The organism is bacterium, assembly GCA_024742285.1.
Taxonomy (GTDB): domain Bacteria; phylum Myxococcota_A; class UBA9160; order UBA9160; family UBA4427; genus UBA4427.
Window position 1 is genome coordinate 494,911 of the sequence record JANSYR010000002.1, and the last position, 19,315, is coordinate 514,225.

The window sequence follows — 19,315 nt, forward strand, 5'->3', positions numbered from 1 at the left end:
GCGCGGTCGTCGCTCTCCTGTCGTAGTCTCGCGCGGGACCGAGTCGAAGCGGAGGAGTCCATCGTGAGCAAAGCCGTCCTGACCCCGGAGCAGCAGGAGTTCCAGGAATACGCCCGTCGCTGGCTGGCAGAGAACGCGCCGCCGCCGCCCCCCGAGCGCCTGCCCATCACGGCGATCGAAGTCATGACCGTCGGCCAGCGCGACTACCTCCAGGCCTGGCAGCGCAAGTGCTACGACGCGGGCCTCGTCGGCGCCGACTACCCGACCGAGTACGGCGGCGGGGGGCACGAGGGATTCCAGCGGATCGCGAACATGGAGCTGGGCCGGGCGAAGGTGCCCTTCCTGATCAACATCGTCGGCCTGAACATGGCCGCGCCGACGATCCTGGTCCACGGGACGGAAGCGCAGAAGGAGAAGTTCATTCCGGGCTGTCTCTCCGGGGACGAGATCTGGTGTCAGGGCTTCTCCGAGCCGGGCGCCGGCTCCGACATGGCGAACCAGCAGACGAGCGCGGTCCCGGACGGCGACGACTGGATCGTGAACGGTCACAAGGTCTGGACGAGTCTCGGTCACTTCGCGAAGTGGATGATCCTGATCACGCGAACCAGCAAGGACCACAAGTACGACGGGCTCACCTACTTCCTCTGCCCGATCGAGGGTCACGACGGCGTGACCGTCCGGCCGCTGGTCAAGATTACCGGGGAGGCCGGGTTCAACGAGGTCTTCTTCGAGGACGCGCGGGTGCCCGACGCCTATCGGCTCGACGACGTCGGCAAGGGCTGGACCGTCGCGATGACGACGCTGACCTACGAGCGCGGGGCGGCAGAGAGCGCCGGGTCCGGCGGCGGCGAGAGCGTTCACCCGACCCAGCGGCTGATCGAGCTCGCGCGTGACACCTGGCGCGACGGCGAGTGCGCAGCGGACGATCCGGTCACGCGGGACGCGATCATGCAGCGCGCCATCGTGGCGGAAGGCATGCGCCAGAACGGTCGGCGCGCGCGGGTCGAGGCGCTCTGCGACCACCCGATGCGATTGCCGCTCCAGCAGAAACTCACGTCGAGCGAGTTCGTCCAGGATAACGCGCGCGTCGGCGTCGACATCGCGGGGGCGAAGTCGACGCTCTACAAGCTCGACGAGCGCGCTCCGAGCAAGGGCTACTGGCCGCTCGCCTACATGAACTCGTACGGTCACACGATCGCAGCCGGCACGAACGAGATCCAGCGCAACATCCTGGGCGAGCGCGTGCTCGGCCTGCCGAAGTCGAAGTAGGCGAGGGGGACGAGATGGCCGAGAAGAACGCGGCACCCAAGGATTTCGGGTTCGGAGAGGACGAAGCGATGCTGCGCGACCTCGCGCGCAAGTTCCTCGACGAGCAGCTGCCCGTGGAGACCCTACGTCGACTCGTCGCAGAGGCGCCCGAGCCGATCTATGACGAAGGCGAGCGAGCGCGCTGGGACGAGGCGCTCTGGAAGGAGATCGTCGAGCTCGGTTGGACCGGGCTCGCCGTCGGCGAAGAAGAGGGCGGCGCGGGGATCTCGCTCGTGGGGATCGCGGGCGTCGTCGAAGAGGTCGGACGGCACGCGCTCCCGTCGCCGCTGATCCCGACCCTCTCCGCGAGTCTCGTACTCCGCGAAGCAGGCGGGCCCGTCGCCAGGACGATCCTCGAAAGGATCGCGCAGGGCGCGACGGCGTCCCTCGCGATCACCGGCGAGCGGGGGAGCTGGGATCCGGATGCCCCTGCGCTCGAAGCGCGAGAGGACGGCGATACGATCGTACTCGACGGGATGGCCTGCTTCGTCCAGGACGCGTTCAAGGCCGACGTCCTGATCGCCTCGGCTCGGCTCGGGGGCGACGTGGTCCTGTGCGCCGTCGAGGCGGGCGCGGCGGGACTCACGATCGACGCGGACCACATCCACGATCTCACGCGTGACCAGGCGACGCTCCGCTTCGACGGTGTGCGCGTGGGCGGCGACGCGGTCGTGTCGAGGGAAGCGCTCGGTGCGCTTCGCAAGGCCTGGCCCGGACTGCTCGTCCTCGTGACGGCGGATCTCTGCGGGACGAGCGAGTGGCAGCTCCAGACGACGGTCGAGTACGCGCGGCAGCGGACCCAGTTCGATCGGCAGATCGGGTTCTTCCAGGCCGTGAAGCATCCGTTGGTCGATGCGATGGTCGAGATCGATCGCGCGAAGTCGCTCCTCTACCACGCGGCGTGCGAGATCGATCGCGGCTCCGAGGAGGCGGAGACCGCCGCGCGGATGGCGAAGAGCGCGGCCTCGGACGCCGGCGCCTTCATCTCGGATCGATCGGTCCAGCTCCACGGCGGCATCGGCTTCACCTGGGAGTGCGACGTCCACATCTATTTCAAGCGCAGCCTGCACAACCAGGTCCTGTTCGGCGACGGGGTGCACCAGCGCAAGAAGCTGGCGGAGACGCTGATCGGCCCGATCGGCTGACCACGCCCAACCCTCGCCGCGAGAGGAAGAGTCATGCCCGTCGACTACGTCGACTTCGAAGAAGCCCGCCAAGCCTCCGGTCTCCGCATGATCGTGGTGTCCGCGGTCCCGAGTCCCTGGGGCGAGGCGGCGAAGGGGATCCTGCACGTGAAGGGGATCCCGTGGAAGGCCGTCCGCCTGGATCAGGCGAGCGATGCGATGGCCGAATGGTCGGGAGAACGAAGCGGTCCGGTCGCCTTTCTCGACGACGAGGCCCCGCGATCCGGTTGGCTCGAGATCCTGCTCCTCGCGGAGCGATTGGCACCCGCGCCGTCGCTCGTCCCGACCGATCCCGTGGCACGCGCGGAGATGCTCGGCCTCTGTCAGGAGCTCTGCGGGGAGCAGGGGCTCGGCTGGGTCCGTCGGCTCCAGGGCATCCACGAAGGCATGACCGGTGGTGGGGGATTCCCGGCCCCGGTCGCGAAATACCTAGCGGGCAAGTACGGCTACCGCGCCGACGAGGCGTCGTCGTACTCGGCGCGCGCGGCCGAGCTGCTCGAGCTCTTCGCGCGCCGTCTGAAGGCTGAGCGCGACGCGGGGCGCCGTTACTACCTCGGGGATCGGCTGACCGCCCTCGATGTCTACAGCGCGACCTTCATGGCCCTCGTCCAGCCTCTCCCGCCCGAGGACTGTCCGATGCCCGACGCGATGCGCACGGCCTTCGGGACCCTCGACGACGCGACTGAGAAGGCGCTCGATCCGATCCTGCTGGAGCATCGGGACTTCGTCTACGCGGAGCACCTCGAACGCCCGCTCTCGCTCTGACGTGGCGCGCCGGCGGGTCTACTCCGCCGGAACGGCCAGCATCGCCTCGATCCCGCCGTCCACCGGAAGCACCACCCCATTCACGAAGCGGGCGTAGTCCGAGGCCAGGAACACGGCGACGTTCGCGATGTCTTCGGGGGTGCCGAGGCGTCCCATCGGTTGCTTCGCGGCGAAGCCCTCGACGCCGCCGGGGAGGGTGCGGAGCCAGGCGAGCATGCCGCCGGCGGCGGCGGAGGGCGCGATTGCGTTCGCCCGGATGCCGCGCGGGCCGTACTCGATGGCGACGCTCCGCATGAAGCTGTTCACGCCGGCCTTCGCCGCGCCGTAGGTGGCGAGCCCCTTCACGGCCCCTGCGCCCGCGCCGCTCGTCGTGGACAGGATCACGCCTCCGCCTCGCTCGACCATGATCGGGAGTGCCTCCATGGTCGCGTGGTAGACCGCGTCGAAGTTGAGCGCTCGGAGTCGCGTGTGCTCCTTGCGGTCGATCTCTTCCATCGGCGTCGGAAAGGACCCGCCGGCGTTGTTGTAGAGCACGTCGATCCCGCCGAAGCGGTCGCAGGTCGTCCGCACGATGCTCGCGGCCTGGTCGGGATCGGTCACGTCGCAGACGAGGGAGGCGACCGTTCCGCCGCTCTTCTCGATCTCGTCGGTGGTCTCGCGGAGCCCGTCTTCGTTGAGGTCCGTCGCCAGAACGGAGCCGCCGAGGGACGCGAAGAGGATCGCGCTCGCCCGCCCGATCGAACCGCCGGCGCCCGTCACGGCGATCGCCTTGCCCGTGTAGTCGATCTTCATGCGTCGTTCCTCCTCCTGGCCGATTGGCAACGTCGAGGCACCGTACCCCGCCAAAGAGCCGACCGCGAAGGGGCGTTCGCCGCCGATTCAGTCGGCGTAGCCGTCGAGCACCTGTCGGGTCGGGGCCTGGGTCGGTCGCGGATGCGGCGAATACCAGGGCATCAGGATCTTCGCGATCCGCGGGGCGTAGAAGCGGGCCTCGCGCCGGTTGAAGGGCTTGCTCGCGGCGAGGGTCTCGTCGGAGACGCGACCGCGCTGGCGGTCGATCTCCATCAGGTGGTCCCGGACCCGCTCCGTGAAGCTCTGGAGATGGGCACCGAAGGCGCGGAAGCCGCGGAGCCGGTGGAGCCAGCCCGGCGCGACCGCGTCGAGCACGTCGTGGGTCACGTTCCGGTGCTCGAACTCCTCGGCGAGGTGCCAGGACCAGAGCTCTCGGACGGCGGGGTCGGCCCCTTCGAGGGCGTCGTCGATCTCCTGCAGGAAGAACTCCGACGAGATCAGCCCCGAGCACTCGAAGCCCTCGCAGTACGCGAGGTTCCACTCGAGGGTCTCTTCCACGAGGAAGCGCTCGAAATCCGCCTTGATCTCCGCGTCGAAGGCCTCGAGTCCGGGGTACTGCTCGAAGAGGACCCGGTTGTAGGCCGCGTGGACCTTGTAGTGGTTCGCTTCCTGGCGGTTGAAGATGTCGACGTCCGCGAGGAGCGCCGGAGCCTTCTCCTCGAGGATCGGGCGGGCCTGCTTCATGATCCGGATCAGGTAGGGCTCGAGATAGGGCAGGAAGAGCGACGCGCCGTTCAGGCGGTGGGCCATCTCCGGCCATCGCGGGATCCAGAGGCCGTCTGCGGTGGAGAAGTCGATTCGCGGAAGGCGCGCGCGCATGGAGCATTCCTCTCTTCCAGATATAAGAGTGTAGAGGAGGGCGTCCGGACACGCCGTCGGTGAGGTTCCGTCCACGTGGCTACCGACCCGTTCGTACCTTAGATTCCGAGGACCCGGAATCGGCGAGTTCGGCCCTCGAGCCGCCGCGCCATTCGTTTTCGATCAGGAGATACACCCATGAGCGACCGCCACTTCGACAAGTACAAGGTGATCGACGTCGATACCCACATCACCGAGCCCGCCGGCGTCTGGACCGACCGCGTGGCGAGCAAGTGGGGCAACAAGATTCCCCACATCCGCCAGATCGAAGGTCGCGACGTCTGGTTCATCGGCGACGAGCCCGCCGGCGGCCCCGGCTTCTACACCTTCGCCGGCCACGACGACACGTACCCGAACGCTCCGCTCGGATACGACTCGATTCCGGCGGCTTCCTACGACGCCGACGCGCGGCTCAAGCTGATGGACGAAGAGCAGATCCACGCGATGGTCCTCTACCCGAACCTGGGCGGCTTCGGTTCCGGTGGCTTCCTGCGCCTCGGCGAGCCCGAGCTCATGCTCGAATGCGTGCAGGCCTACAACGACTTCCTGGTCGACTGGTCGAGCGCGGATCTCAACCGACTCCTCCCGGTGATGGCGCTTCCGTTCTGGGACGTCGACCTCTGCGTGAAGGAGATCGAGCGCTCGGCTTCCAAGGGCCATCGCGCGGTCCTCTTCGGCAGCCGGCCGGAGACCTTCGGGATGCCGCCGCTCGCCCACAAGCACTGGGATCCGGTCTGGGCCGCGACCCGTGACGCCGGCCTCCCGATCAGCTTCCACATCGGCTCGGGCGACATCAGCGACATCGCACAGGACAAGTCGGAGATGGGCGTCAAGGCGAACTTCTCCCGCGGCGGCGCGCTGGCGCTCCTCGACAACCAGAGCTGCCTGGCCGCGCTCCTCTTCGGCGGCGTCTGCGCCCGCTTCCCCGACCTCGACTTCGTCTCGGTCGAGAGCGGCGTCGGATGGCTGAAGTGCGTGCTCGAGATGTTCGACTGGCAGTTCGTGAACGGCCAGGTCCGCAAGGAGCATCCGGAGTACGACCTGCTCCCGAGCGAGTACTTCAAGCGCCAGGTCTACGGCTCGTTCTGGTTCGAGCGCAACGGCATCGGTGAGGCGATCTCGGAGTTCCCGGACAACCTGATGTGGGAGACGGATTACCCGCATCCCACGAGCCAGTACCCGAGCCCGAACAGCACGGCCGTCCATCCGCGCGACTACGTCGAGGACGTCTTCGACGGCGTGGCCGAGGACGTCGTGCGGAAGGTCCTCCAGGACACGCCGGCGCGGCTCTACAACGTAGAGATCTAGCGACGCCGACCTCTCAGGCCGAACGCTTCGTGCGGAGCAGGGCCCCGTCTCTCCAGAGGCGGGGCCCTCTTGCATGGATCCTGGATCAGTCGTCGTCGGGCTCGATCCAGGGCTCGCCCGGCTGCCACGTGCCCGCCGCGTGGGCCCCGACCTTGCGACCATCGAAGCTGATCCACTTCCGGGGCACGAGCTGGATCACGACGCGTCCGGGGCTGTCGAGGCGCTCGATCCACGCCTCCTCTCCCAGGGCGCGCACGTTGTCCGGCTGCCCGGGCATCACCTTCTTCGCGAGGGCGCGGTAGAACCAAGCGTGGTGTTCGGAGCCGTGCTCGTGGACCGTGGCCAGGGTCTTGGCCGTGACGGTCTGCTCTCCCGGAAAGGCGACGATCACGGAGCTCCGGGGCCGGGCGCGAAGGGCCGGTACCCGCTTGCGCTCGGGCATGCAGGTCACCCAGAAGCTGCCGTCCCGCCACACGTAGATGTGCATCACGCCGACGGGCCAGCCATCGGAGGTCGTCCAGTTGACCGCGCATTCGTGCTGGCGGGCGAGGAGCGTCTCCCGACGTTCCGGCGAGATCCCGTAGAGCGAGACGTCGTCGAAGTCCTCGAGCTTGTCCATCGGTCCGTCGCTCATGCGATTCCGCTCCTCTCGTCCAGCGTCCGAAGCTCAGCCATCGACGCGCTCGGTGCGCGCCGCCAGGGCCATCAAGATCTCGTGGTGGCGGACACGATCGAGTCTGTACCCGCGGTAGGCCAGCGGGGCGAGGATCGCGAAGACCGCGACCAAGGGGCCGTAGACGATCCCGAGGTTCCGGATCGTCTCCGCCGGAATGGAAGCCGCGGCGCCCTGGGCCGCGAGTCCGGCCGGCCAGGCGATCACGTCGAGCGCGATCCCGGCGATCAGGTTCCCGGCGCCCGAGGCGGCCTTGCCGGAGAACGCGACGACGCCGAAGAAGATGCCCTCCTGCCGTCGGCCGGTCTCGAGCTCGTGTTCGTCGGTGATGTCGCCGATCATCGAGCTGAAGCTCGCGAGCGCCTGTTGGACGACGAGGCCCTGAAGCAGGCGGAGCGCCGCCAGGCTCGTGATCAGGTCCGTCGTACCGTTCTCCGGGAACAGGTCCAGCAGTCGAAGGATGATCGGGAGGAGCTGGAAGAAGGACCAGCCGGCCGTCCCGAAGACGAGCGTCGGCCCCTTGTCCCACATGCGATGGAAGCGGGTCGTCAGCAGCGCGCCGCCGACGAGACCGACGGGGTAGCAGACGAGTAGGACCATCATGTCGCTACCGTCGAGCTCCCAGAAGAACTCGTATACGTAGAGCGACAGGGCGGCCTCGGTTCCCACGAGGACGTAGATCAGGAGTACCCCGGTGAAGAGCGGTCGAAAGGAAGCGTTGGCGAAGGCGGCGGCGGCTTCCCTCGTCATCCGCCGCAGTGGGTGCGTCGCGCGGAGGGACCCGTTCTCGCGGTGGGTGGGTAGGAGCGGGATCTGGTCGCGGGTGAACCAGGCCGAGAGCAGGATCGTCGCCACCATCACCACGCTCATCACGACGGCGAACGACCCGTAGGCCTCACCGTTCATCCGACCACCGCGTTCGTCCGCGAAGAAGTATCCGAGGCCGATCCCGGCGATCGCGAAGATGCCGAGGTAGCCCCAGATCTGACGAACGGCGACGAGGTGCGTTCGCTCCTCGTAGTTTGCCGTGAGCTCCGCGCCGAGGGAGATGTGCGGCACGTGGTAGATGGTCATCATCAGCCGCGTCAGGATCGTGAACGTGGTGAGCCACAGGAAGTGGCCCGTCGTCGACAAGTCGGTGGGGGGCGCGAAGAGGGCGAAGAAGGAGAGCGCGAGCGGAACGGCGGCGCCGACCATGAAGGGGTGACGACGCCCCCAACGCGACCGGAAGTTGTCCGAGATCGAGCCCATGAGCGGGTCGGTGATCGCATCGACGATCAGCGCGATCCCGAGAGCGAGGCCGGTCAGGCTGCCCGAGAGTCCGAGTACATTGTTGTAGTAGAAGAGGACGAAGAAGCTGAAGCTGAAGTTCTTCAGTCCTTCGGCGACCTGCCCCATGCCGAAGAAGAACCGCGTCGCCGGTCGCAGCTTCCGATCGATCGGGGTGTAGATCAGCGCGTCGGGCACGCACTCTCCGGCGTTCATGCGCGCGAGGCCGGGGGCGGCTCCGAGCGGGTCGAGGCAACCTGACAGACCCGAATTCCCGTGTCAACGCGATCGCGCGGCCTCGCGGTCCGGGCGCGCTAGCGGTATCGCAGGAAGAGATCCGCGACGAAGTCCGCGTGAGCATCGATCGTCGCGGCCTTGCGTGGATCCGTTCCCGTGAGGCGCTTGCAGTTCGCCGGCACCGCGAAGATCAACGTGGCGGCCCCGATCAAGGCGAAGAGCGCGTGGGGCAGGTCCTCCTCTCGGAAGCCCGCGTGCTCGAAGATGCCGGCCCGGCGGATCATCTCGAAGCGCGGCTCGACCAGCGTGTCGACGAGCCAGCGCGTCCTCGCGTCGAAGCGATGGCCCTGGTCGACGATGAAGCGGAAGAACTCGGGGTGCGCGGCCATGGTTCGGACGTAGCTGCGGAGCGCGGTGCGGGCGATCTCGTCGTCCGCGGAGCCGGATCGGTCTGCGAGCTGCTGGCCGATCTCCCGGGTGAGGTTGCCGAAGACCGTTTCCGCTGCAGCCCGCCAGAGCGCGTCCTTGTTCTTGAAGTGGTAGGTGAGCAGTCCCTGCTCGAGTCCGGCTTCGCGGGCGATCTCCCGGGTGCTGGCGGCGTCGAAGCCCTTGTCCCCGAAGACCCCGACGGCCGCGTCGACGATCTTCTGCCGGGTGACTTCGCCGCGACTCGGCGCGCGATCGTGGGAGGCAGGCATGTTTCGAAACTAGTCGGACGACAAGGACGGGTCAATCGAGCGGGCAGGGGGCCGGTTCGAGGACGTGCCAGCCATGGTGCTCCCCGGACTCGTTCAGCGAGGTGATCCGCTCGCCGCAGGCAAGGATCGGCACGCATCGCCGCCGGGCCCCGTCGTCCGGCAGGCCGTCGTCGACCTCCACACAGCGGAGGTCGCCCTCCACCCACCATCGTCCCCCGAGACTTCCGCCGGTTCCATCCGCAAGGACCCACCGCGACGTGAAACGCCCGTCGCGACACCAGAGATTGACGGCGCTCCCTCTCGCGCCGTCCTGCACCTGAGCGCGATCGAGGACGTCCGCGAAGCGGGCCTCGATCTCGGCGCCCGTGAGCGCCGCGCACGAGGGCGCCTCGACCGAGATCGTCGAGCAGGCGATCAGGAAAGGGAGAAGGCCGATCGGGCCGAGGATTCGCATCGGGTCACCGGATAGGGCAGGCGGCGCAGCTTGCCAAGTGGGGTCGGCCGACGACGCGTGGCGCCGCTGCTTCGCTGTGGCACGCTGACGGACATGACGGTCCCTTCCCGCAATCCGCATTTCGGTGAACCCTTCGACGACGACGCCGCGACCCTCGCTAGGCACCTCGAGGATGCGAGCGTGCCGACGCTCCTCTGCTCGTTGGTGCACATGACCGGCGACCCGAGCTGGATCCGCGGTCGCAAGCGGGCGGCGCCCTCGGCGCCGACCAACGCCGCGAGCCTCACCGGCGGCGACGACGTGCTCGAACTCCCGCCGGACGCCGTCGAGGTGATCACCGCGTATCAGCGCGGCGGCTGCGAGCCGAAGGCCGTCTCCGACGAGGTGCTCGCCGAGATGATGAGCTTCCTCGCGCGTCGGCCGCTCTCCGATCGCATGACCGACATGTTCTTCTTCGACATGCAGTTCGACGGGAAGGATCCGGCGGCGATCACCTGGCGCGAGGAGATCGACGAGTCGGTCCGCGACGCGTCGCCGGTCGTCGTGATCGGCGCCGGCATGGCGGGGATCCAGATGGGCATTCGTCTCGCGCAAGCGGGCCTTCCCTTCACGATCGTCGAGAAGAACGCGGGCGCCGGCGGAACCTGGTACGAGAACCACTATCCCGGCGCGCGGGTCGACGTTCCGAGCCACCAGTACTGCTACGCCTTCGAGCCGGGGCACCACTGGAGCGAGTACTACTGCCAGCACCCGGAGCTGCGCGCCTACTTCACGCACATCCTCGACAAGTACGACCTGCGATCCCACACGCGCTTCGAGACCGAGGTGACCGGGGCCGAATGGGAAGAGGACGCGGGGCGTTGGCGCGTAGGGCTTCGCGGCGCCGACGGGTCGACGGAGGTGCTGGACGCGCGCTTCGTGATTTCCTGCTGTGGCTCGCTCAACATTCCCAACCTGCCCGACATCGAGGGGCTCGCGTCCTTCGAAGGTCCCGCCTTCCACTCGGCGCGCTGGCCCGAGGACTTCGATCACCGCGGGCTGCGCTTCGCGCTCCTCGGCGCGGGCGCGAGCGGCTTCCAGATCGCGCCTGCGATCGCGGGCGAGGTCCAGTCGCTGTCGATCTTCCAACGCACGGCGCAGTGGGTCATGCAGAACCCCCTCTACCAGTTCCCGGTTCCGAGCGGGGAGGCCTGGTGCATGAAACACCTCCCGTTCTACGCGCGGTGGCTGCGTTTCACCAAGACCTACCCGGGGATCGGGAATGGCGTCGAGCCCTTCCGGGTCGATCCGGACTACGAGGATCCGGCGAATCGCTCGGTGAATCCGGTGAACGCGATGGGGCGGGACTTCATGCTCCAGTGGATGCACAGGGAGCTCGAGGGGTGCGACGACCTGATCGAGAAGGTGACCCCGGACTATCCGGCGATGGGCAAGCGCCTGCTCCAGGACGACGGCAGCTGGTTCAAGGCGCTCCGGCGCGACGACGTCGAGCTGATCCGGACGTCCGTCGAGCGAATCGAGCCCGGCGGGATCCGCACGACGGACGGGCGTCTCCACGAGGTCGACGCGATCTGCTTCGCGACGGGCTTCAAGCACAACGACTTCACGGCCTTCGACATGAAGGGGCGGAATGGCGCCTCGCTGCACGCGCAGTGGGGCGATGAGCCGAGTGCCTATCTCGGGATTTCCGTGCCGAATTTCCCGAACTTCTTCATCTGCTACGGGCCGGGTACGAACCTCGCCCACAGCGCGGGGCTCTTCTTCCACGCCGAGTACCAGACGATGCACGCGATGCAGGCGATCCACCGGGTCCTCTCCGGGGACGCGAAGGCGATCGAGGTCCGGCAGGACGTCCACGATCGCTATCTCGAGGAGCTCGTCGAGCGGATCTCGAGCCTCGTCTGGGCCCATCCCACGATTCAGCACAGCCACTACAAGAATCCCGAGGGCCGCGTCTATACCCTCTCGCCGTGGTCGATCGACGAGTACTGGGACATGTGTCGGGATCTCGATCCCGAGGCCTACACGATCGACTGAGTCCGGGGTCGTCCGGGATCGAGGAGAAGCGGATGAAGGTGCTCGGCTTCAACCGGGTCGAGATGATCGTGCCCGAAGACCGGATCCACGAAGCGGTGGAGCAGTTCAATGCGGTCCTCGGGACGAAGCTCCCGCGTCCGATCTCGATCGAGGGTCATCCCGTCCTCTCGTCGACGGACTTCGACGGAAGCGTCGAGCTCGTGACGAGCGTGGACGGGAAGGGGCCCTTCGCTGGGCGAGAAGGTGGCCAGGTCGGGCCCCTCGTCTGGGAGATCGAGGACTTCGAGGACGCGCGGCGGTGGCTCGGCGAGAACGGCTACCGGATCGCCTTCGAGTACGACAGCACGGCCGGCGGCGAGAAGGAAGCGAGCACGCCCGTCCGGCAGCTCGTCCTCGACCCGGAGCAATGGTTCGGATTCCACGTCACGCTGATGGAGCGCGGCCGGAAGCAGGGAGGAGAAGAATGAGCCGACGCGGAATCGGGTGTGGTGTGGCGGCGCTCGTCCTGAGCGTCTTCGTCGCGGACGCCGTGGGCGCGCAGGGGGTCACGATCGGCGGGACACCCGCCGACGGGGAGGCTTCGGGCCTGACGTCGATGTTCGCGGGCGACCGGTTCGAGAACTTCCGGAACATGGACCGCTTCGTGCCGACCTCGAGGATGGCGCCGTCGCCCGACCCCTGGGACCTCGGGCCCGACCGCGACACCCTCGACTACACGGGGACCTTTCACGGCGAGCCGACCTCGCTCGCCGAATTCATCGCGCTCTCCGACACCTCGGCCTTCCTGGTGATCAAGGACGGGGCGGTGATCCACGAGACCTACGCCCACGGCGACACGCACGACAGTCTCCACACCTCGTTCTCGATCGCGAAGTCCTTCACGTCCGCCCTGATCGGGATCGCCCTCGAGCAGAGGAAGATCGAGCGCCTGGACGACCCGATCCGCAAATACCTGCCGGAGCTGACGAGCCCGACCTTCGACGGTGTGACCGTCGAGCACGTCCTGCAGATGTCCTCCGGCGTTCGCTTCGACGAGCGCTACACGGCGCCCGAATCCGACATCAATCGCATGGTCCAGCAGGTCCCGCCGATGACGTACCTCGAGTACATCAACACGCTGGGGCGGGAGCAGGCGCCGGGAACCTTCAACCACTACGCGAGCATCAATACGCAACTGCTCGGAATCCTGCTGAGACGCGTGACCGGCGAGTCGATCACGGACTTCATGACCCGGGAGCTCTGGAACCCGCTCGGCATGGAGTCGCCGGGCCTGTGGACCCTCGACCACGAGGGCCAGGAGCTGGCGATGGGCGGGCTGGCCGTGAGCGCCCGGGACTACGCCAAGCTCGGGCTGCTCTACCTCCACGGCGGACGACGCGGCGACGTGCGGGTTCTGCCCGAGGGCTGGGCGGAGGCGTCGGTCACGCCGAACCAGCCCCACCTGATGCCCGGGGAGAATCCGGGCTCCTCCAACACGTCCGGGTACATGTACCAGTGGTGGACGCCGCGAAACTGGGACGGGGACTTCCTGGCGCGCGGGATCTGGGGGCAGAACGTCTACGTCCACCCGCGGAACGGGGTGGTGATCGTGAAGCTCGCTGCGGACCAGAAGAACTTCGACCCGCGCTTCAAGCTCGACTACATCGACTATCTGCAGGCGCTCGCTCAGTCCCTCGAAGATTGAGTCGGGCGTTCCGGGCGCGTCGACCACGCCGTCGGCTCATCGAGGGCGTGCCGGCTCCGGATGAAGAGCGCATCGCGCTCGTGGCCCCGCACGAAGCGATCGTCGCGATCGACGGCTCGGCGTGCGTCCCGGAGACGGGCGGCATCCAACCGGAAGAAGTCGGCCAGGAAACGAAGCTCGCCCTCGACCGAGCCGGCCTCGAGGCGGGCGCCGCGCTCTTCGAGGAGCGCCGTCGCCAACTCGCCGAGCAGCGCGTCCCCCTCGCCGTCGAGAAAGAGGCGGATCCCTTCGACGAAGTCCTGGGGGACACGCCGTGCCGCGAAGACGCGAGCGCCCCGGCGATCCGGAAGGGCGGGCAGACGACTGCGGGGCTCCGCGTGACCGAGGTGGCCGAAGAGGAGGCAGAGGCCGTCGAACGCCTGCCGCGCGCGCCAACGGGGTCGGAACGTGCCGTGCCAGGAGAGGTCGAGGGCCTCGAAGGCGTCGGGATCGCTCGTGAAGCAGAGCACGAGACGGCCCGCGTCGCGCCCGACGCCGATCGCCGGGTACAGGAAGTCGAAGGCGCCCTCGACGTTGAACGGCGGGCGCAGCGTGCGGATCAGCTCGTTCTCGAGCAGGAGCGCTTCCGCTTCGCTCGCCTGGCCGCGGACCTCGAGCGATTCCGCTTCGCGGACGATCGAGCGCATCTTGCGGTGGGCCTTGCGACGGGTGGCGTTGCGGTACTGCGCGAGTCGCCGGCGCGCGTTCTTGGCCTTCCCGACGTAGAGCACCTCGCCCGCGCCGTCCCGGAACAGATAGACGGCCGGTCCGGTCGTCGACTCGGACAGGAAATCGCGGCCGAATTTGCGATCGAAACGCTTGAGCCCCATGGCCTCCCCCCGAAGGCCTTCGAAGCGTAGACGATCGAGGACGCATCTCCGAGGTTTCGGCGCCGTGAACGAACGCGTACCGTCGACAAGGCCCCGCGAAGACCCCCGCGCCCCTCAAGCGCATCCGTTCGGAGGACCCATGGACCCGCTCGACCCCGCGAATGCCCGGACCGCCATCGAGAACCTGATGTTCACCTATGCCGAGCGGATCGATGCCGGCGATCTGGACGGTCTGGCCGCGCTCTTCGAGCACGGGCGGATCATCGACACCGAGGGGAACGTCCAGGGAGAGGGCGTCGCCGGCGTGCGCGCCATCTACGAGGCCGCGACGAAGATCCACGCGGACGGGACGCCGATGACCCAGCACGTGACGTCGAACCTGATTCTCGAGTTCGCGGACGACATGAAGAGCGCGGAGGTGCGTTCGCGGTGCACCGTCTTCCAGGCGCTGCCGCCGGACTTCCCGCTCCAGCCGATCATCACGAACTACTACGAGGATCGGTTCGCCTGGGACGAGGCCCGCGGCTGGCACTTCGTCGAGCGGAAGATGATCCCCAAGCTCCTGGGCGACTTGTCGGAGCACCTGAAATACGACATCTCCCAGGTGATGCCGGACTAACGGAGAGGCCGAATCGATGGACACGCCGGCGCTGGCCTGGGGCCACGTGAACCTGAACGTGCGCGACCTCGAGCGCTCGATCGCCTTCTACGAGCAGCTGGGCTTCGCGGAGTTCATGCCGGGCATCGCCTACCTGGGCATCACCCGCGCCGGCCCGCCGGCCGCGATCCCGGAGGCTTGTGCGACCGCGCTCGGTCTGGCGAGAGGAACGCGGGCGAGGGGCTGCATCCTCGGTCTGCCCGGCGGCTTTCCGATGCTCGACCTCACTTCGTACGAAGGTGCCGGCTCGGGTGAACCCGCGAGCGGGGGCGGCTCGGGCTGGGAGCGGATCTGTCTCGCGTCCCAGGACCTCGACACCGACGTCGCGCGGCTCCGGGCCGCAGGAATCGAGTTCCTCTCCGCCCCGGCCGAGGATCCCGGAGGCCTCGCGCGGATCGCGATCTGTCTCGATCCCGACGGCCACCGGATCGAGCTGATCCAGATCGCCTTCGAGCGTTGGCCGCGGCCTCAGCCCTCGGAGATGAGCGCGTCCACGGCGGAGTAGGGATCGATCTCGCCTTCGCGGAGGGCCGCGAGGATCGATGCGCCCCCGTCGCTCTGCGCCGCCAGGACCCGAGCCGCCGCCCGCTCTCGCAGTAGATCGTGGAAGACGCGTTCGCTCCGCCGGCGCGTCTTGCGGGCGAGGCCGCCGGTCGTCTCGAGGTGGGTCCGGTGGCGCTCGATCGTGTCGACCAGCTCGGGGATCCCCTTCGCGCGCTCGGCCTCGGTCTTCACGATCGGCGGGTCCCAGCCGTCCTCTGCCGGCTCGCGAAGATGCAGCATCGCCGTGAGCTGCTTGGCGACCCGATCGGCGTGCGGCAGATCGGCCTTGTTCACGATGAAGACGTCGCCGATCTCGAGGATTCCGGCCTTGATGGCCTGGATGTCGTCGCCCATGCCGGGGATGCTCACGACGGCGGTCGTGTGCGCCAGCTCGACGACGTCGACCTCGTCCTGGCCGACGCCGACGGTCTCGATCAGGACGAGGTCGAAGCCCATTGCATCGAGGACCGTCGTCGCCTCGAAGGCCGTCTTCGAGAGACCGCCGAGCTGCCCGCGCGTCGCCATCGAACGGATGAAGACGCCCGGATCCGTAGCGTGGGTGTTCATCCGGACCCGATCGCCCAGGATGGCGCCGCCGGAGAAGGGGCTCGACGGATCGACCGCGATCACGCCGACCCGCTTCTCGCGTCGTCGGAGCTCGCCGACGATCCGGTCGACGAGGGTCGACTTGCCTGCGCCCGGCGGACCGGTGATGCCCAGGACGTGGGCGCGGCCGGCGTGGGGGAGCAGGGCGCGCAGGCCCAGGAGCGCGCCTTCGTCGCCTTCCTCGAGCATGCGGATCAGGCGGGCGCCGGAGGCGGTGTGGCCCTCGCGGGCGCGCTCGGCGAGCGCGACCGGATCGCGGGGCATGGGCTAGGCGCCCTCCGAGGAAACGGAGGCATGGGACGACTGCTGCTCGTCCCACCATTCGCGGATGAACTCGGCGATCTCCGACGTCTTCGCGCCCATCGTGAAGACGCGATCGACGCCACTCGCGAGGAGGGAGTCGGCGTCCTCGTCCGGGATCACGCCGCCGACGACGACGAGCTTGTCGTCGATCTCCTCCTCGCGGAGCTTGTCGAGGACCTTCGGGATGTGCTGCATCTGGGCGCCCGAGAGGCTCGAGATCCCGATCACGTCGACGTCTTCCTGGAGCGCGGCCTGGACGACCATGTCCGGCGTCTGACGCAGACCCGTGTAGATCACCTCCATCCCGGCGTCGCGCAGGGACTGAGCGATCACGGTCACGCCGACCGTGTGGCTGTCGAGTCCGAGCTTCGCGAGGAGCACCCGGATCTTGCGTTCCGCCATCGCGCGCTCAGACCCCCGACGTGAGCGAGTCCGGGTGGTAGACCCCGAACACGTCCCGCATCACGTCGCAGATCTCTCCCTGCGTCGCGAGCGCCTTCACCGCGTCGAGAATCGGGGGCACGAGGTTCTCGTCGCCCATGGCCGCCTCACGGACCCGTTCCAGGGCCTTGGCGACCATCTCCTCGTCGCGATCCCGCCGGATCCGGGTCAGCTGGTCGACCTGCTTTCGCTCGGCCTCCTGGCCCAGCTTGAAGACCTCGATCGCCCGGTCTTCGTCGGGATCGACGAGATGGTTGACGCCCACCTGCTTCCGGACGCCGTCCTCGATCTCGCTGAAGCGGGCACGCTGGGAGCGGGCGAGCTCCTTCTGGAAGTAGCCGGCCTCGATCGCCGCGAGGGCCCCGCCCATGGCGTCGATCTTCTCGATCTCGGCCATGACCTCGTCTTCCATCCGCTTCGTCATGACTTCCAGCATGTAGGCGCCGGCGAAGGGGTCCACGGTGTCGGCGATCCCGGTCTCGTGGGCGACGATGTGCTGGACGGCGATCCCGGTCCGGACCGCTTCCTCGGTCGGGAGCGCGTGGGCCTCGTCGTGGAGCGGGGTCGTGATCGCGTAGGCGCCGCCTCCCGCGGCGCAGGCGAGCATCTGGATCGCCAGCCGCGCGATGTTGTTGAGCGGCTGCTGGAGCGTCAGGCCGGTCGTGCCCGGCGAGCTGATCAGACGCAGCTCCATGGACTCGGGCTTCCTGGCGCCGTAGCGCTCCTTCATCAGGCGGGCCCAGATCTTCCGGTAGGCGCGCAGCTTCGAGACCGCCTCCATGAAGTCCATCTCGAGGCCCGTCACGAAGCTCCAGTAGGGTGCGACCTCGTCGATGTCGAAGCCGCGCTCGAGGGTCGCGTCGAGGTATTCCATCGCGATCGAGAACCCGAACGCGAGCTCCTGGACCGGGTTCGCGCGGGCGGCGTAGATCTGGGCGGAGACGACGGTGATCGGGATCCAGTTCGGGCAGTTCCGGATCGTGTACTCGATGCAGTCCGTGGCGATCCGCAGCCCGTGCTTCGGCGGATAGATGTAGCGGCCGACGCACGTGTACTCGATCAGGATCGCGTTCGACATCTGGAGCGTGAAGCTCGCCGGGTCGATCCCCTTCTCTTCGAGGGCGGCCAGGATCATCGCCAGGTTCACCGGCTGAGGCGCATTGCAGACCGAGTTCAGGTGCTGGAGCTTGTCCCAGGGGAGGTCGAGGGCCTGCACCATGTCGGGCAGCGTGTCGATCGCGGTGCCCGCTCGGGCCACTTCACCCTCGGCGAGGGGATGGTCGGAGTCGTAGCCGTTGGTCGTCGGGAGGTCGTACTCGATGATGAAGCCGTTGAGGCCCTGCTCGAGCATCTTCGACCAGCGCTCCGAGGAGTCCTTGGCGGTCCCGAAGCCCGTGACCTGGAGCATCTTCCAGAAGTCCTGGCGATAGCCGCCCGGCGTGGTGCCTCGGGTGTACGGGAATTCGCCGGGGAAGCCGAGGTCCTTCAGGTAGTCGAAGCCGATCGCTTCGAGATCCCGCGGCGTGTAGACGTCCTGGACCGGCCAATGGAGCTGCTGCGTGCGAAACGCCTCCTGACGCTGGCCCGTTCGAGCCAGGGCGGGGTCGAGCACGTCCTGCCGCCAGCGTCGTTCGGCGGCCTCCAGGCGATCGTCTTCGTCGGGTGACGGGCGCGGCGCTGCGGTCATGGTGGGAACTCCTTCGGTGGACGCGAAGTCCGTCGGGCGTCACCGGCCGGGTTCGCGTAAGCGCTCGGAAGATCGCGGCTTTTCGGTTCTCCGGCAAGGTCCCCGTGGAGCCCGTCCGACTCGATCTTCCGACGCCGAGCGAGAGTCGCAGGACGAGGCCCTCGCGTGGCTCGATGCGGGATCGCCTGCGCGCGGACGTCGGCGCCGAGCTCTCTCGCGCCCCTTCGTCCGGACGTATACTCGACCGTCCGCCAAGGAGGGTCATCGGTGCTCAAGCTCCACTTCGCTCCCAACTCGCGCGCCGGCCGGATCGTCTGGCTCCTCGAAGAGCTCGGCCTCGAGTACGAGATCAACAACATGGCCTTCCACCCGAAGGATCTGAAGTCGGACGAGCATCGCGGGCGGCACCCCCTCGGCCGAGTGCCGGTCCTCGAAGACGGGGACCTGCTGCTCTGGGAATCCGGCGCGATCGTCGAGTACATCCTCGAGCGCTACGAGAACGGTGGACTCAAGCCGCCGGTCGACGACCCGCGCTGGCCGAAGTACCAGCAGTGGTTCCACTACTGCGAGGGCATGGTCATGCCGCCGGTGAACACGATCGTCGTGCAGACGATCCTGCTCCCGCCGGACCGACGGGACGCGACGGCCCTCGCACAGGCCCAGAAGCTCCTGACCCGCGCCCTCGCGCCGGTCGACGACGCGCTCGAGGGCAAGGACTACCTGATCGGCGACTTCTCGGCGGCGGACGTCATGCTCGGCCACGCGTGCTTCATGAGCAATCGCGTGGGCTGCGTGCCCGACGAGATGAAGAACCTGAAGGCCTACGTCGAGCGGATCGCCGCTCGGCCCCACTTCCAGACCGCGATCAACCTGCAGTAGCG

20 protein-coding genes are annotated in these 19,315 nt (G+C 68.0%); 10 read left to right on the forward strand and 10 right to left on the reverse strand.

Annotation, left to right across the window (positions count from 1 at the left end; all coding sequences use genetic code 11):
• The first annotated feature begins 63 nt into the window (after positions 1 to 63).
• Genes NXI30_05990 through NXI30_06000 form a run of 3 tightly spaced genes read left to right on the forward strand, consistent with a single transcriptional unit; the run spans position 64 to position 3,257 of the window.
• Entirely contained in the window at positions 64 to 1,269 is a 1,206-nt protein-coding gene (locus NXI30_05990) for an acyl-CoA dehydrogenase family protein (GenBank protein MCR9093744.1), read from the forward strand.
• A 14-nt stretch (positions 1,270 to 1,283) separates the two neighbouring features.
• Entirely contained in the window at positions 1,284 to 2,453 is a 1,170-nt protein-coding gene (locus NXI30_05995) for an acyl-CoA/acyl-ACP dehydrogenase (GenBank protein MCR9093745.1), read from the forward strand.
• 33 nt (positions 2,454 to 2,486) lie between these two features.
• Positions 2,487 to 3,257, forward strand: coding sequence for a hypothetical protein (locus NXI30_06000; GenBank protein MCR9093746.1), 771 nt, complete (start codon positions 2,487 to 2,489; stop codon positions 3,255 to 3,257).
• A gap of 18 nt (positions 3,258 to 3,275) precedes the next feature.
• Here the strand turns inward: NXI30_06000 and NXI30_06005 are convergent, their stop codons facing one another.
• Positions 3,276 to 4,049: an SDR family oxidoreductase gene (locus NXI30_06005; GenBank protein MCR9093747.1), complete on the reverse strand. Its 774-nt coding sequence runs from the start codon at positions 4,047 to 4,049 to the stop codon at positions 3,276 to 3,278.
• Between the two features lie 87 nt (positions 4,050 to 4,136).
• Positions 4,137 to 4,928 carry a metal-dependent hydrolase gene (locus NXI30_06010; GenBank protein ID MCR9093748.1) on the reverse strand — a complete coding sequence of 264 codons (792 nt, stop codon included), beginning with the start codon at positions 4,926 to 4,928 and terminating at the stop codon, positions 4,137 to 4,139.
• Between the two features lie 177 nt (positions 4,929 to 5,105).
• On the opposite strand from NXI30_06010, the gene NXI30_06015 reads away from it, so the two are divergent.
• Entirely contained in the window at positions 5,106 to 6,275 is a 1,170-nt protein-coding gene (locus tag NXI30_06015) for an amidohydrolase (protein MCR9093749.1), read from the forward strand.
• 85 nt (positions 6,276 to 6,360) lie between these two features.
• On the opposite strand, the gene NXI30_06020 is transcribed toward NXI30_06015, so the two are convergent.
• The 4 genes from NXI30_06020 to NXI30_06035 all read right to left on the reverse strand — a co-directional run bounded on the left by NXI30_06020 (position 6,361) and on the right by NXI30_06035 (position 9,606).
• Positions 6,361 to 6,909 (reverse strand): hypothetical protein, encoded by a 549-nt coding sequence (locus tag NXI30_06020; GenBank protein ID MCR9093750.1) that lies wholly within the window; start codon positions 6,907 to 6,909, stop codon positions 6,361 to 6,363.
• 33 nt (positions 6,910 to 6,942) lie between these two features.
• Positions 6,943 to 8,415 carry an MFS transporter gene (locus NXI30_06025; GenBank protein ID MCR9093751.1) on the reverse strand — a complete coding sequence of 491 codons (1,473 nt, stop codon included), beginning with the start codon at positions 8,413 to 8,415 and terminating at the stop codon, positions 6,943 to 6,945.
• A 116-nt stretch (positions 8,416 to 8,531) separates the two neighbouring features.
• Entirely contained in the window at positions 8,532 to 9,152 is a 621-nt protein-coding gene (locus NXI30_06030) for a TetR/AcrR family transcriptional regulator (GenBank protein ID MCR9093752.1), read from the reverse strand.
• 31 nt (positions 9,153 to 9,183) lie between these two features.
• Positions 9,184 to 9,606: a hypothetical protein gene (locus NXI30_06035; GenBank protein ID MCR9093753.1), complete on the reverse strand. Its 423-nt coding sequence runs from the start codon at positions 9,604 to 9,606 to the stop codon at positions 9,184 to 9,186.
• Positions 9,607 to 9,699: 93 nt separating this feature from the next.
• On the opposite strand from NXI30_06035, the gene NXI30_06040 reads away from it, so the two are divergent.
• The 3 genes from NXI30_06040 to NXI30_06050 are packed head-to-tail and all read left to right on the forward strand — an operon-like array spanning position 9,700 to position 13,327.
• Positions 9,700 to 11,643 carry an NAD(P)/FAD-dependent oxidoreductase gene (locus tag NXI30_06040; GenBank protein MCR9093754.1) on the forward strand — a complete coding sequence of 648 codons (1,944 nt, stop codon included), beginning with the start codon at positions 9,700 to 9,702 and terminating at the stop codon, positions 11,641 to 11,643.
• A 32-nt stretch (positions 11,644 to 11,675) separates the two neighbouring features.
• A complete protein-coding gene (locus NXI30_06045; GenBank protein MCR9093755.1) occupies positions 11,676 to 12,110 on the forward strand; it encodes a VOC family protein in 435 nt (144 codons plus the stop codon).
• Positions 12,107 to 13,327 carry a beta-lactamase family protein gene (locus NXI30_06050; protein MCR9093756.1) on the forward strand — a complete coding sequence of 407 codons (1,221 nt, stop codon included), beginning with the start codon at positions 12,107 to 12,109 and terminating at the stop codon, positions 13,325 to 13,327. Before NXI30_06045 ends, NXI30_06050 begins: the two co-directional genes overlap by 4 nt.
• Here the strand turns inward: NXI30_06050 and NXI30_06055 are convergent.
• A complete protein-coding gene (locus tag NXI30_06055; protein MCR9093757.1) occupies positions 13,309 to 14,196 on the reverse strand; it encodes a GIY-YIG nuclease family protein in 888 nt (295 codons plus the stop codon). The two genes, NXI30_06050 and NXI30_06055, sit on opposite strands and share 19 nt — an antisense overlap.
• Before the next feature lie 139 nt (positions 14,197 to 14,335).
• Here NXI30_06055 and NXI30_06060 point away from each other — a divergent pair, with 139 nt between their 5' ends.
• Together NXI30_06060 and NXI30_06065 are read left to right on the forward strand one after the other, a co-directional pair.
• On the forward strand, positions 14,336 to 14,815 hold the full coding sequence (locus NXI30_06060; protein ID MCR9093758.1) for a nuclear transport factor 2 family protein: 480 nt from the start codon (positions 14,336 to 14,338) through the stop codon (positions 14,813 to 14,815).
• A 16-nt stretch (positions 14,816 to 14,831) separates the two neighbouring features.
• On the forward strand, positions 14,832 to 15,359 hold the full coding sequence (locus NXI30_06065) for a VOC family protein (GenBank protein ID MCR9093759.1): 528 nt from the start codon (positions 14,832 to 14,834) through the stop codon (positions 15,357 to 15,359).
• Here the strand turns inward: NXI30_06065 and meaB are convergent.
• The 3 genes from meaB to NXI30_06080 are packed head-to-tail and all read right to left on the reverse strand — an operon-like array spanning position 15,323 to position 18,434.
• Positions 15,323 to 16,267, reverse strand: a complete 945-nt coding sequence (gene meaB / locus NXI30_06070) for a methylmalonyl Co-A mutase-associated GTPase MeaB (protein ID MCR9093760.1) — start codon at positions 16,265 to 16,267, stop codon at positions 15,323 to 15,325. The two genes, NXI30_06065 and meaB, sit on opposite strands and share 37 nt — an antisense overlap.
• Positions 16,268 to 16,270: 3 nt before the next feature.
• A complete protein-coding gene (locus NXI30_06075) occupies positions 16,271 to 16,708 on the reverse strand; it encodes a cobalamin B12-binding domain-containing protein (GenBank protein MCR9093761.1) in 438 nt (145 codons plus the stop codon).
• 7 nt (positions 16,709 to 16,715) lie between these two features.
• Positions 16,716 to 18,434, reverse strand: a complete 1,719-nt coding sequence (locus NXI30_06080) for a methylmalonyl-CoA mutase family protein (protein ID MCR9093762.1) — start codon at positions 18,432 to 18,434, stop codon at positions 16,716 to 16,718.
• A gap of 267 nt (positions 18,435 to 18,701) precedes the next feature.
• Between NXI30_06080 and NXI30_06085 the strand changes: the two genes are divergently transcribed.
• A complete protein-coding gene (locus tag NXI30_06085) occupies positions 18,702 to 19,313 on the forward strand; it encodes a glutathione S-transferase family protein (protein MCR9093763.1) in 612 nt (203 codons plus the stop codon).
• Positions 19,314 to 19,315: the final 2 nt, after the last annotated feature.